At 67.4% G+C, this 12,334-nt stretch carries 10 protein-coding genes and 3 pseudogenes; all 13 read left to right on the top strand.

Annotated elements, in window-relative coordinates:
- Position 1 precedes the first annotated feature (1 nt).
- On the top strand, positions 2-247 hold the full coding sequence (locus tag H7J73_RS33320) for a hypothetical protein (protein WP_308207459.1): 246 nt from the start codon (positions 2-4) through the stop codon (positions 245-247).
- Positions 240-1,511, top strand: coding sequence for a hypothetical protein (locus H7J73_RS33315; RefSeq protein WP_264072138.1), 1,272 nt, complete (start codon positions 240-242; stop codon positions 1,509-1,511). The genes H7J73_RS33320 and H7J73_RS33315 overlap by 8 nt, the downstream gene beginning before the upstream one ends.
- Positions 1,512-1,524: 13 nt before the next feature.
- Positions 1,525-2,448 carry a NifU family protein gene (locus H7J73_RS33310; protein WP_264072137.1) on the top strand — a complete coding sequence of 308 codons (924 nt, stop codon included), beginning with the start codon at positions 1,525-1,527 and terminating at the stop codon, positions 2,446-2,448.
- Positions 2,445-3,638, top strand: a complete 1,194-nt coding sequence (locus H7J73_RS33305) for an NHL repeat-containing protein (protein WP_264072136.1) — start codon at positions 2,445-2,447, stop codon at positions 3,636-3,638. The genes H7J73_RS33310 and H7J73_RS33305 overlap by 4 nt, the downstream gene beginning before the upstream one ends.
- The gene (locus H7J73_RS33300) at positions 3,635-4,477 is read left to right on the top strand and encodes a hypothetical protein (protein ID WP_264072135.1); all 843 of its coding nucleotides are present in this window, start codon (positions 3,635-3,637) and stop codon (positions 4,475-4,477) included. Before H7J73_RS33305 ends, H7J73_RS33300 begins: the two co-directional genes overlap by 4 nt.
- 82 nt (positions 4,478-4,559) lie before the next feature.
- On the top strand, positions 4,560-4,919 hold the full coding sequence (locus H7J73_RS33295) for an NADH-quinone oxidoreductase subunit A (protein ID WP_264072134.1): 360 nt from the start codon (positions 4,560-4,562) through the stop codon (positions 4,917-4,919).
- A 5-nt stretch (positions 4,920-4,924) separates the two neighbouring features.
- The gene (locus H7J73_RS33290) at positions 4,925-5,479 is read left to right on the top strand and encodes a NuoB/complex I 20 kDa subunit family protein (RefSeq protein WP_264072133.1); all 555 of its coding nucleotides are present in this window, start codon (positions 4,925-4,927) and stop codon (positions 5,477-5,479) included.
- A 29-nt stretch (positions 5,480-5,508) separates the two neighbouring features.
- Positions 5,509-6,036: pseudogene (locus H7J73_RS33285) on the top strand (NADH-quinone oxidoreductase subunit C); the annotation flags it as partial.
- Positions 6,033-7,337 carry an NADH dehydrogenase (quinone) subunit D gene (gene nuoD, locus H7J73_RS33280; RefSeq protein ID WP_264072132.1) on the top strand — a complete coding sequence of 435 codons (1,305 nt, stop codon included), beginning with the start codon at positions 6,033-6,035 and terminating at the stop codon, positions 7,335-7,337. The pseudogene H7J73_RS33285 and the gene nuoD, both read left to right, overlap by 4 nt.
- Positions 7,338-7,429: 92 nt before the next feature.
- Positions 7,430-8,074, top strand: a pseudogene (gene nuoE, locus H7J73_RS33275) (NADH-quinone oxidoreductase subunit NuoE); the annotation flags it as partial.
- 4 nt (positions 8,075-8,078) lie between these two features.
- A pseudogene (gene nuoF, locus H7J73_RS33270) lies at positions 8,079-9,374 on the top strand (NADH-quinone oxidoreductase subunit NuoF); the annotation flags it as partial.
- Between the two features lie 89 nt (positions 9,375-9,463).
- Positions 9,464-11,845 carry an NADH-quinone oxidoreductase subunit G gene (locus H7J73_RS33265; RefSeq protein WP_264072129.1) on the top strand — a complete coding sequence of 794 codons (2,382 nt, stop codon included), beginning with the start codon at positions 9,464-9,466 and terminating at the stop codon, positions 11,843-11,845.
- Positions 11,842-12,334, top strand: a 493-nt coding sequence (locus tag H7J73_RS33260) for a complex I subunit 1/NuoH family protein (protein WP_264072128.1), incomplete at its 3' end; no start/stop codon positions are given. The genes H7J73_RS33265 and H7J73_RS33260, both read left to right, overlap by 4 nt.

Below are 12,334 nucleotides of genomic sequence, written 5' to 3'. Positions count from 1 at the left end.
CGTGTGTGAGGAACCCCGACCCAAGACCGAAGTACGGCGCGGTAGCTCCGCCGATGAGGCGCTCGACGTCCAGACCGTCGTGGTCGAGGAACGCGGACGATGGGCGGTGGAGGTCGTCGTGGTGTTCGCCGACGGTGTCGTGCGCACCCGGATCGACACCCACCCGACCAAAGCCCGTGCCGAACTGTCCGCCGGGCTGATCAAGCGGGCGGCCGAACGTGAACTGCGAGGACCGCTCGATGGATGATGCCGTGACCACCCTGGCCGTCGAGGGCGACCTGACCGAACCCGGCGTTCTGGCCCGGCGGCCCCAGCCGCTCGGCGCCTTCCCATTACCGTTGGGCTACCTGCTGATTCCCGCCGGCGCGGAGACCGAAGCCGCCCGCGAGGCGTTGCTGACCGGTAACGCGCCCGCGGTCTGGCCCACGGAACTGCGGGCCCATCAGCTCGCCCTTGCCGGGGACCGGGAAGGGGCACTCGCAGCCTTGGACGGTGCCGACGTCATCGCCCGGTACAACCGGTTCGTGCTGGATCCCGATGCGGAGGATCCCGACGACCTGCGGGCCGCGCTGGAGGAATTCGGCGTACTGGTCGATGTGGTGCTCTTCGCGGTCGGGCGCAGTGACGTGGTGCCCGAAATGGGCTCGGCCGACGGCGAACTCGCCGCCATGGTGCTCTCCGCGCACGCCAGCAACGCGCTGGCCGACGCTGACCCCGCCACCGCAACGGCGTTGCTGGACGTGGCCGTCGAGGCCGCGATCCCGGTATCGAGGCCGTTGGCCGGTGTGCTGCTCGGCGCGGCCGCGTCGGTCTGTGTCGCCGCGGGCGACAACACTGCCGCGTCCCGCCTGGAGCGGGCGTTGCATCTTCTCGACGGTGCCGACGGGCTACGGATCGGCCGGGCTGAAATGCACCTGACGCTGGCCGGAATCCTGCACGAGCAGGCCGGCGAGCATCCCGAGTTGATGGTGCAGGCGGTCCCGCACTACCACTCGGCGCTGCAACTGGTACTGCGCGAGGAGGCGCCGCTGCTGTGGGCGTCGGCGCATGCAAACCTGGCGACGGCGTATCTGACCATGCCGATGGTGGAGGCCTCGGGTCAGTTGCGGCTCGGGGTGGCTGCCAACTCGCTGCGCTCCGCGCTGACCGTCTACACCCGCGAGGACCATCCCGAACAGTGGGCGAGTGTTCAACTGAACCTGGCTAATTCGCTGGTCTACACGCCGTCGAAACATCAGGCGGACAACCTCGTCGAGGCGGTCGAACTCTACGAGGCGGTCCTGGAAGCCAGGGACCGTGAGTCCGATCCGATGGGGCGAGCGCGGGTGCTGGCCAATCAGGGCAACGTGCTGGCGCATCTCGGAGCCTTCGAGCACGCCAAGGCCAAGCTCTACGAGGCCCGGTTCCTGTTCGAAGAACTCGACGATCAGGAATCAGTCCGCGCGGTGCGTGGTGTTCTCGACGAGGTCGCCCGTCAGGTGACGCTGAACCGGTCCGAAGCCGCACAGTGACCAGGAGAAGATCATGAGTACCGCTACCGTGCAGCCGCCGACCACCAGTCCGACCGGTGGTCAGACCAGTGCGGAAGAGCCCGGCTTCGAGGAACTCGCCAAACGGGTCGACGACGCCGCGGCCGCCCTGGCCGCGCTGGATCCGGCCGCTCGGGCCGTCGCGGAGGAGATGAAAGCGGCAGTCGAGGCCATTCACCGCGCGGGTCTGGTCACCATTGTCCGGCAGATGCGGGCGGACGACGCGGCCAGGGCGGTGCTCTTCGAGCTGGTCGATGATCCCGTGGTGCACCTGCTGCTGTCGTTGCACCGGATCGTCCGGCCCGACCCGATGACGCTGGCGAACCGGGTGCTGGTCGAGGTGCGGCCGCAACTGCAGAGCCACGGCGGAGACGTCGCGCTGGTCCGCATCGAGGACGGGACGGCGTTCGTCCGGCTCGAAGGCGCCTGCAACGGCTGCTCGATGTCCTCGGTGACGCTGCGCAATCTGGTGGAAACCGCTCTGGTGGAGGGTGTTCCGTCGGTGACCGGGGTGGAGGTGCTGGCAGGCGAGCCCTCACCGACCCTCATCTCGGTGGAATCGCTGCGCATCGGGCTCGACGCGGCCGGTGAAGGGTGGGTGAAGGTCGGGCCCGTCGCGCAAGTGCCGGTGGGTGAGCTCACCCCGGCCAGCCTGACGTCGCTGACCGGCGAGCAGGCCGAGGTGGTCGTCGTCAATGTGGCACAGCAGCTGACGGCCTACCGCAACGAATGCGCCCACGAAGCGCTGCCGCTGAACAATGCGGTACTCGACGCCGAGAACGGCACCCTGACGTGTCCCTGGCACGGCTTCTGCTACGACGCGACCTCAGGTGAATGCCTCAGCGCGCCAGGCGCTCAGCTCGAACAACTGCCGTTGCGGATCGACAAGGGCGACGTCTGGGTCCGTGTGGGAACATGAGCCGCTACACCGTCCGCCATAACATCGGCGGCCGGCCCGCCAAACTGGACGCGGCACCCGCCGCGGGACTGGATGGCGGCTGGTCCCCGGAGATCTGGCTGGGCGCACCGGCCCCTGGCGGTCTGGCGCTACCGCCCGCCAACCCCACGATGGCGTGGATGTACTCCCCGCGCGGCGTCTTCCTCGGTGAAAACCAGGTGGTGGTGGCTGATTCCGGCAATCACCGAGTGCTGGTGTGGCACAGTATGCCGACCTCCGATGAGCAGCCCGCCGATGTGGTGTTGGGGCAGCCGGACGGCAGCTCCGAGGGCCGCGCCGCAGGTGGGCGCGGGCCGGAACGCGGGATGAACCTGCCGACCGGTGTGCTGGTGCACGACGGCAGGCTGATCGTCGCCGACGCGTGGCAGCACCGCATCCTGGTCTGGAACGACGTGCCCGTGCTCGACGACACGCCGCCGGATCTGATTCTCGGACAACCCGATCCGGTGTCGGTAAGCCCTAACCGCGGGGTTGAGTGCTCGGCGAGCACCTTGTACTGGCCGTTCGGTATCGCCATCATCGGGTCGCGGTTCTGGGTCGCCGACACCGGTAATCGCCGGGTGCTGGGCTGGGATAACGGTATTCCGGACCCGGGCCGACCGGCGGATATCGTGCTCGGGCAACCCGACGAACACCACCGGGAGGAGAACCGTGGCGCGACGGCGGGTCCGGCCAGTTTCCGCTGGCCCCATGACATCGCCGGTCACGACGATCTGTTGCTGATTGCCGATGCCGGCGATCACCGGGTATTGGGCTGGTCGCCGCAGCCGCTCGCCGACGGACCGGCCGATATCCTGATCGGCCAGCCCGACTTCTCGGCGTCGGACGAATGGCCGTACGGTCCGCACACCGGCGACCGGTTCCGCTTCCCGTACGCGATCGGCTTGGACAGTGCCGGTGGTGAGCGCTTCGCTCTTGCCGATACGGCGAACAACCGAATCCTGTTGTGGAACAGCCTTCCTGAGGACGGGCGGGCCGCCGATCATGTGTTGGCGCAACCCGATTTCGGATCCAACGGGGAGAACCGCTGGACCTCGGTCAAACCTGACACCCTGTGCTGGCCGTACGGGATCTCGCTGCGCGGCGATCGGTTGGCGGTCGCCGACTCGGGCAACAATCGGGTTGTGATCTGGCGGCGGTCACCGCGGTGAGGCCGCGGATCGTGCAAGTCGACGGTCAGCTCGGCTTCTGCTGGGCCACTCCCGCGGGAGAGCCGACGTCACTGCAGGCCCTGCTGATCGGCGATGACGAGCCGGACCGATTGGTGGCCACCCACCTCGAAGCCCTCGACGACTCGCTGATCGGGGCGGCGGAGCGGTTCGGTGACATCCTCGGTGGCGGCCGACGTCCCACGCCGGGGGAGCGGGATGATCTCCTCGAACTGCACCGGGTCCTGGATCGGCTCTGCTTCGAATATCACGCCGCGCTGGCACCGGCCGGCGTCACGCCGGATGTCCGGGCAGGCAAGATCATCGGCACGGCCGCCTTGTTCTCCATCTGTGCCCGTGAGCCGCTGGGGCTGCTCGGGCCGGCTCCGCTCGACGGTGAGCTCGACGACCCCTCGATCGGGGTGGTCGGCGGGTACGGCGAGATGCATCAGGTCAACGCTGACCAGCCCTGGCGAGGCAGCCGGTGGATCGTCAGAGCCACTACCGGGCAACGCTTCCCGCTGACATTGTCGATGCTGCTGTTCGACAGCTCGGGAGTCAACAAAGACGGTGCACGACGGGAACACCGCGAGGCGCTGCAGTCGGTGATCGACTCGGCGCAGCACCCCGACGCCGATCCGATGGCAGTCACCTGTGCGCTGGACTGGCTGCTCTACGACTGGCTGATGGCCCACCGCGATGGCCCGGACAGCGCCGAGATCGTCTTCCCGAAGGGACACGACTCCGATGCCGCGGTGGTCGTCGCGGCAGCGGCGGCATCCGTCGCCGCCCGGGCGACCTTCGATCCGGGTCTGCTCGGGCTGTCCGCGCCGCGCCGTTAGCGACGATCTCCCCCGCCGGATCCCCCGGCGTCCCACCCATTTCGGGGGATGCCTCGGCCGCGGAAGTCAGTAGACATGCTGCATGGGTATTTACCTACCGATTCTGGTGCTGGCCGTCATCGCCGGCGGCTTTGCGGTGGTGTCGGTGGTGATGTCGTCGCTGGTCGGTCCGGCTCGATACAACCGGGCCAAGCTCGAAGCCTATGAGTGCGGAATCGAGCCCGCTGCAGTGTCATTGGGTGCCAGCCGCATTCCGCTGAAGTACTACCTGACCGCGATGCTGTTCATCATCTTCGACATCGAGATCGTGTTCCTCTACCCCTGGGCGGTCGCCTTCGACTCGCTGGGCACCTTCGCGCTCGGGGAGATGGCGTTGTTCATGGCGGCGGTGTTCGCGGCGTACACGTATGTGTGGCGCCGCGGCGGGCTGAGTTGGGACTGAGTCGGATGGGCCTCGAAGAGAAGCTGCCGAGCGGGTTCCTGCTGACCACGGTCGAGGGGCTGGCCGGGTACTTCCGGAAAAGTTCCCTGTTCCCGGCGACATTCGGGCTGGCGTGCTGTGCCATCGAGATGATGGCGACGACGGGACCGCGGTTCGACATCGCCCGGTTCGGCATGGAGGTCTTCCGGGCGTCGCCGCGGCAGGCCGACCTGATGATCGTCGCCGGTCGGGTCTCGCAGAAGATGGCACCGGTCCTGCGTCAGGTCTACGACCAGATGGTCGAGCCGAAATGGGTGCTGGCCATGGGCGTCTGCGCCTCATCCGGGGGGATGTTCAACAACTACGCGATCGTCCAGGGCGTCGACCACATCGTGCCGGTGGACATCTATCTGCCCGGCTGCCCACCGCGCCCTGAGATGCTATTACACGCAATCCTGAAGCTGCACGACAAGATTCAGGAGATGCCGCTCGGGGTGAACCGCACCGAGGCGATCGCCGCCGCCGAGGCCGCCGCACTGCAGTCGCGGCCGACCATCGAACTGACCGGGCTGCTGCGATGAGCACGGGCGTGTTCGGGTCCCGCGGCAGCCGCGTCGTCGACGATCTCGAGGTGGCCCTGGCGCAGCTCGGTCTCGGCTTCGACGCGGTAGTGGAGCAGGTGGTGGTGAACGCCGGGGAGCTGACACTGCAGGTGCGCCGCGAGCAACTGATCGCAGTGGCGCAGGTGCTGCGTGACGATCCAGCGCTGCGGTTCGAGTTGTGTCTCGGGGTCTCCGGTGTGCATTATCCCGGCCAGGCGGGTCGCGAGCTCCACTCGGTGTATCCGTTGATGTCGATCACCCACAACCGTCGGGTGATGTTGGAAGTCACCTGCCCCGATGCCGATCCGCAGGTGCCATCTCTGTTTTCGGTCTATCCGACCACCGACTGGCACGAGCGGGAAACCTACGACTTCTTCGGCATCGTCTTCGTCGGGCATCCCGCATTGATGCGGATCGCGATGCCCGACGACTGGGTGGGACACCCGCAACGCAAGGACTATCCGCTGGGCGGCATCTCCGTCGAATACCACGGCGCCACCGTCGCGCCGCCGGATCAACGGAGGTCCTACCGATGACCGACACGATGATCACCGTCGAGGGCCGGGACTGGGACCAGATCGTCGCGCTGGGGAAAAGCTCAGCCACGGACGGCGGCACCGGGGACCGCATCGTCGTCAACATGGGCCCGCAACACCCGTCGACACACGGAGTGCTGCGGCTGATCCTGGAGATCGACGGCGAGACCGTCACCGAAGCGCGGTGCGGGATCGGCTACCTGCACACCGGGATCGAGAAGAGTCTCGAATACCGCACCTGGACACAGGGCGTCACCTTCGTGACCCGGATGGACTACCTGTCCCCGTTCTTCAACGAAACCGCCTACTGCCTCGGGGTGGAGAAACTGCTGGGGATCACCGAGGACATCCCGGAGCGGGTGTCGGTGATCCGCGTGCTGCTGATGGAGCTCAATCGCATCTCCAGTCATCTGGTCGCGCTGGGCACCGGGGGCATGGAACTCGGCGCGATCTCGGCGATGCTCTTCGCCTTTCGTGAACGCGAACTCATCCTCGGCGTGTTCGAGACGATCACCGGCCTGCGGATGAACCACGCCTACATCCGGCCGGGCGGGCTCGCCAGCGACCTGCCGCCGGAGGCTGTCGGACAGATCCGGGAGCTGCTCGAGATTCTGCCCGGCCGGCTCAAGGACATGGAAGATCTGCTCAGCGACAACTACATCTGGAAAGCCCGCACCCAGGGCATCGGGTATCTGAGCCTCGCGGGCTGCATGGCGTTGGGTATCACCGGACCGATCCTCAGATCCACCGGCCTCCCGCACGATCTGCGAAAGGTCCAGCCGTACTGCGGTTACGAGACTTACGAATTCGACGTCATCACCGATCCGGGCTGCGACTCCTACGGCCGGTATCTGATCCGGGTCAACGAGATGAAGGAGTCGCTGAAGATCGTCGAGCAGTGCCTGGATCGGTTGGCGCCCGGGCCGGTGATGATCGCCGACCGCAAGCTGGCCTGGCCGGCGGACCTCACGCTCGGTCCCGACGGTCTGGGGAACTCCGCCGAACACGTCGCAAAAATCATGGGCTCGTCGATGGAGGGGCTGATCCACCACTTCAAACTCGTCACCGAGGGCATCCGGGTGCCGGCCGGGCAGGTCTACGTCGCGGTGGAATCACCGCGTGGCGAGCTCGGGGTACACATGGTGTCCGACGGCGGGACTCGCCCGTACCGCGTGCACTACCGCGACCCGTCGTTCACCAATCTGCAGGCCGTGGCCGCGATGTGCGAGGGCGGGATGATCGCCGATGTCATCGCTGCGGTCGCGAGTATCGACCCGGTGATGGGAGGGGTGGACCGATGAGCGCCTGCGCGAAGAGGAGACAGTACCGATGAGCGCCTGCGCGAAGAGGAGACAGTACCGATGAGCGCCTGCGCGAAGAGGAGACAGTACCGATGAGCGTGGAGCTGCGTCTCGGTGTCCGGCCGCAAGAGCCGATCGCACCGATCACCGGTGGACCCGGGGATTACCCCGATGACGTCTGCGCCCGACTGGACGCGGACGCACAGGTGATCATCGCGAAGTACCCACGGGCCCGGTCGGCGCTGTTGCCGCTACTGCATCTGGTCCAGGCCCAGGACGGTTGTCTGACCGCAGCCGGAATCCGCTTCTGTGCACGGTATCTCGACCTTTCACCGGCCGAGGTGACCGCGGTGGCCACCTTCTACTCCATGTATCGGCGCACCCCGACCGGGGACTACCTGGTCGGGGTGTGCACCAACACGCTGTGTGCGGTGATGGGCGGCGACGCCATCCTGAAGGTCCTGGAGAACCACCTCGGCATCGGGACGGGCCAGACCACCGAAGACGGCACCATCACGCTGGAGCACATCGAGTGCAACGCCGCCTGCGACTTCGCGCCCGTCGTCATGGTCAACTGGGAGTTCTTCGACAATCAAAATAGCTCGACAGCAATCGATCTCGTCGATCAGCTACGCAGCGGCCGGCGGCCGGCCCCGTCACGGGGCGGGCCGCTGGGCACCTTCCGGGAGACCGCCCGCGGCCTCGCCGGTCTACACCCCGCCACCGAGGGCGAGGCCTGAGATGACGGCACTGACACCGGTCCTCACTCGGTTCTGGGATGAGCCGCAATCGTGGACTCTGGCGACGTATCTGCGCCATGACGGATACGTCGGGCTACGACGGGCCTTGGCGATGAGCCCCGACGAGGTGATCGCGCTGGTGAAGCAGGCAGGACTGCGGGGGCGCGGCGGTGCCGGGTTCCCGACCGGGACGAAGTGGTCGTTCATCCCACAGGGAGACAGCGGGGCAGGTGCCAAACCGCACTACCTGGTGATCAATGCTGACGAGTCGGAGCCCGGTACCTGCAAGGACATTCCCCTCATGCTGGCGGCCCCGCACTTCGTCATCGAGGGTGCCATTATCGCCGCCTACGCGATCCGGGCGCGGCACGCGTTCATCTATGTCCGCGGTGAGGTGGCGTCGGTGCTGCGGCGCCTGCAGGTCGCGGTCGCCGAGGCGTACGCCGCCGGCTACCTCGGCACCGATATCGGCGGCAGCGGTGTCGATCTCGACCTGGTGGTCCACGCCGGTGCGGGTGCGTACATCTGCGGGGAGGAGACGGCGCTGCTGGACTCCCTGGAGGGGCGTCGCGGCCAGCCGCGGCTGCGTCCGCCGTTCCCCGCCGAGGCCGGTCTGTATGCGTGCCCGACGGTGGTCAACAATGTCGAGACCATCGCGTCGGTCCCGCCGATCATGGTGAACGGGGCAGCGTGGTTCGCCGCGATGGGCACCGAACGGTCGCCCGGCTTCACCCTCTATTCGTTGTCCGGACATGTGACGAGGCCGGGTCAGTACGAGGCGCCGCTGGGGATCACATTGCGGGAGCTGCTGGATTACGCAGGTGGGGTGCGGGCCGGTCACGAGCTGAAGTTCTGGACCCCGGGTGGTTCGTCGACCCCGATGCTGACTGCCGAACATCTCGACGTACCGCTGGACTACGAAGGGGTGGCCGCAGTGGGGTCGATGCTGGGTACCAAGGCATTGCAGATCTTCGACGAGACGACGTGTGTGGTGCGTGCGGTCCGGCGCTGGACGCAGTTCTACGCTCACGAGTCCTGCGGGAAATGCACCCCGTGCCGGGAGGGTACGTACTGGTTGGTGCAGCTCTTCGAGGCGCTGGAGACCGGGACTGCGGGGTCCGACGACGTGCAGAAGCTGCTCGATATCGCCGACACCATGCTGGGAAAGTCGTTCTGCGCGTTGGGGGATGGCGCGGCTAGTCCGATCGTCTCCTCGGTCGAGCACTTTCGCGACGAGTATCTGGCCCACATCGACGGTGGTTGCCCGTTCGACCCGCGGGCGTCGATGCTCCAGGCGCCCCCCACCCTCGCGAGCAGACGCAAACTCGCACCTTTTCACCCGAAAACAGGGGAGTTTGCGTCTGCTCACGGGGAACGGGGTGGGGTATGACCCGCGCCGAGAATGCGTCGCGCACCGATGTGGAACTGATCACCGTCACCATCGACGAGCAGTCGATCAGCGTTCCCCAGGGCACGTTGGTGATTCGGGCCGCCGAACTGATCGGCGTGCAGATCCCGCGGTTCTGCGACCATCCCTTGCTCGAACCGGTCGGTGCCTGCCGGCAGTGCCTGGTCGAGGTGGAGGGTCAGCGCAAGCCGATGGCGTCGTGCACCGTCGCCTGCACACCGGACATGGTGGTCCGCACCCAGCACACGTCAGCGGTGGCCGACCGGGCACAGCAGGGGGTGATGGAGCTGCTGCTGATCAACCACCCGCTGGACTGCCCGGTCTGCGATAAAGGCGGGGAATGCCCGCTGCAGAACCAGGCGATGACTACCGGCCGGGTCGAGACCCGGTTCGACAAGGTCAAACGAACGTATCCGAAACCGATCAACCTCTCGGCGCAGGTGCTGCTCGACCGTGAGCGGTGCGTGCTGTGCGCCCGGTGCACGCGGTTCTCCGACCAGGTGGCAGGAGATCCGTCCATCGAGTTGCTGGAACGTGGTGCGCTGCAACAGGTCGGGATCGCCGATGATCAACCGTTCGACTCGTACTTCTCGGGCAACACGGTGCAAATCTGCCCGGTGGGGGCCTTGACGGGCACCACCTACCGGTTCCGCGCGCGCCCATTCGACCTCATCTCGTCGCCGAGCGTGTGTGAGCACTGCGCGTCCGGCTGCGCCCAGCGCACCGACCATCGTCGCGGAAAAGTACTGCGCCGCCTAGCCGGCGACGATCCCGAGGTCAACGAGGAGTGGAACTGCGACAAGGGGCGTTGGGCGCACACCTATCCCAACCAGGGCGATCGCCTGACGACACCGCTGATCCGCACCGCCGACGGTACGCAGCGTCCGGTGTCCTGGCCGGAGGCGCTCAGCGTCGCCGCTGCGGGTCTGGCCGCCGCCGTCGGGCGCACCGGTGTCCTCGTCGGCGGCCGGATGACGCTCGAGGATGCCTACGCCTACAGCAAGTTCGCGCGGCTTGTCCTGGCCACCAACGATATCGACTTCCGTAGTCGCGCCCATTCGCTCGAGGAGGAGGACTTCCTCTCCGGTGTCGCCGTCCGTCCGATGGAGGTGAGCTACGCCGATCTGGAAGTCGCCCCGATCGTGCTGCTGGCCGGGTTGGAGCCTGAGGAGGAATCGCCGATCGTCTTTCTTCGGTTACGTAAGGCGGCTCGCCACGGCGTACCGGTCGTGTCGATCGCGCCGTTTGCCACGCGCGGCCTGACCAAGATGTGCGGCCGGCTGATCCCCACCGCGCCAGGGCACGAAGCCGGGGCGCTCGACGCGATGCGCACGGACGGTCGACTCAGGCTCGCCGGTGCTGTGATCGCGGTGGGCGAACGGCTGGCCACCGCTCCCGGTGCTCTGACGGCCGCGGCCGCGCTGGCTCAGCACACCGGTGCGCGGCTGGTGTGGGTACCTCGTCGGGCCGGAGACCGGGGCGCGCTGGAGGCAGGCTGCCTACCGAATCTGCTACCCGGCGGCAGGCCGGTCGCTCACCCCCGGGCGCGCGAACAGGTCCGTGCCGCCTGGGATCTCAGCGTGGTCCCGGCGCAGCGCGGCCGCAGTACCACCGACATCCTCGATGCCGCCCGCCACGGCACACTCGGTGCATTGGTGATCGGCGGGGTCGACATCGACGACCTCCCCGACCCGGTGGCAGCGCGTGACGCGATCGCTGCCACACCGTTCATGGTCAGCCTCGAACTACGCACCAGCGCCATCACCGAATCGGCCGACGTCGTCTTCCCCGTCGCGCCGGTGACCGAGAAGGCGGGGACGTTTGTCAACTGGGAGGGCCGCCGGCGTGGCTTCGAACAGGCAGTGGCGGCCAGCTCGTCATCCGATCTGCGGGTGCTGAGCGCAATCGCCCAGGCGATGGGCCGCGCCCTGGCACTCGACGATGCCGCCGACGCCCGCAGGCAGCTCGAGCGACTGGGTAGCTGGGATGGCCCCGCCCAGGCGGTGTCCCATCGCGATCGACCTCCGCGGCTTCCCGGTGCGGGGCACGCTCTGCTGGCCGGATGGCGGATGTTGCTCGACAAGGGCCGGCTGCAAGACGGCGCCCGCCACCTCGCCGATACCGGTCGAGCTCCGGTGGTTCGGCTCTCACCCGCCACCGCTGTCGAAATCAGCGCTACAGCAGGCGATCCGGTCACGGTCTCGACGGTCCGCGGATCCGTCACGCTGCCATTGGTGGTGACCGAGATGCCCGACCGCGTCGTGTGGCTGCCGATGAACTCACCGGGCAGTGCGGTGCACCGGGACCTCGGCGTGACCCTCGGAGCGCCGGTGGCGATCAGAGCGGGGGACACTCGATGAGCTATCCCGATCTCACGGCCTTCGGGCACGATCCGCTGTGGCTGGTGACAGCCAAAGCTACCGGCGTATTCGGCTTCCTGGTGCTGACCGTGCTGGTCGCGATCGTCGCGGAGCGGAAAGTGTTGGCCCGTATGCAGATGCGCGTCGGCCCCAACCGGGTCGGTCCGGGCGGAGTCCTGCAATCGCTGGCCGACGGTGTGAAGCTGGCCCTCAAGGAAGGGCTCGTTCCTGCCGGGGTGGACAAACCCGTTTACCTGATGGCGCCGGTGATCGCGGTGGTGCCGGCCTTCCTGGCGTTCGCGGTGATCCCGATGGGTGGGCTGGTGTCGGTGTTCAACCACCGGACACCGCTGCAGCTCACCGACCTGCCGGTAGCGGTGCTCTACGTGCTGGCGGTCACCTCGGTCGGGGTGTACGGAATCGTGTTGGCCGGCTGGGCCTCTGGCTCGACGTATCCGCTGTTGGGTGGTCTGCGGTCGAGTGCGCAGG

This window comes from Mycolicibacterium komossense (assembly GCF_025822605.1).
In the GTDB taxonomy this organism is placed as follows: domain Bacteria; phylum Actinomycetota; class Actinomycetes; order Mycobacteriales; family Mycobacteriaceae; genus Mycobacterium; species Mycobacterium komossense.
This window is presented reverse-complemented; position numbering and strand designations above follow the sequence as displayed.

What these genes read in the sequence shown, in the direction of transcription:
- H7J73_RS33315 (WP_264072138.1), top strand. Translation starts at nt 240, where the DNA reads ATGGATGATGCCGTGACCACCCTGGCCGTCGAGGGCGACCTGACCGAA.
- H7J73_RS33310 (WP_264072137.1), top strand. Translation starts at nt 1,525, where the DNA reads ATGAGTACCGCTACCGTGCAGCCGCCGACCACCAGTCCGACCGGTGGT.
- H7J73_RS33305 (WP_264072136.1), top strand. Translation starts at nt 2,445, where the DNA reads ATGAGCCGCTACACCGTCCGCCATAACATCGGCGGCCGGCCCGCCAAA.
- H7J73_RS33295 (WP_264072134.1), top strand. Translation starts at nt 4,560, where the DNA reads ATGGGTATTTACCTACCGATTCTGGTGCTGGCCGTCATCGCCGGCGGC.
- H7J73_RS33290 (WP_264072133.1), top strand. Translation starts at nt 4,925, where the DNA reads ATGGGCCTCGAAGAGAAGCTGCCGAGCGGGTTCCTGCTGACCACGGTC.
- nuoD (WP_264072132.1), top strand. Translation starts at nt 6,033, where the DNA reads ATGACCGACACGATGATCACCGTCGAGGGCCGGGACTGGGACCAGATC.
- H7J73_RS33265 (WP_264072129.1), top strand. Translation starts at nt 9,464, where the DNA reads ATGACCCGCGCCGAGAATGCGTCGCGCACCGATGTGGAACTGATCACC.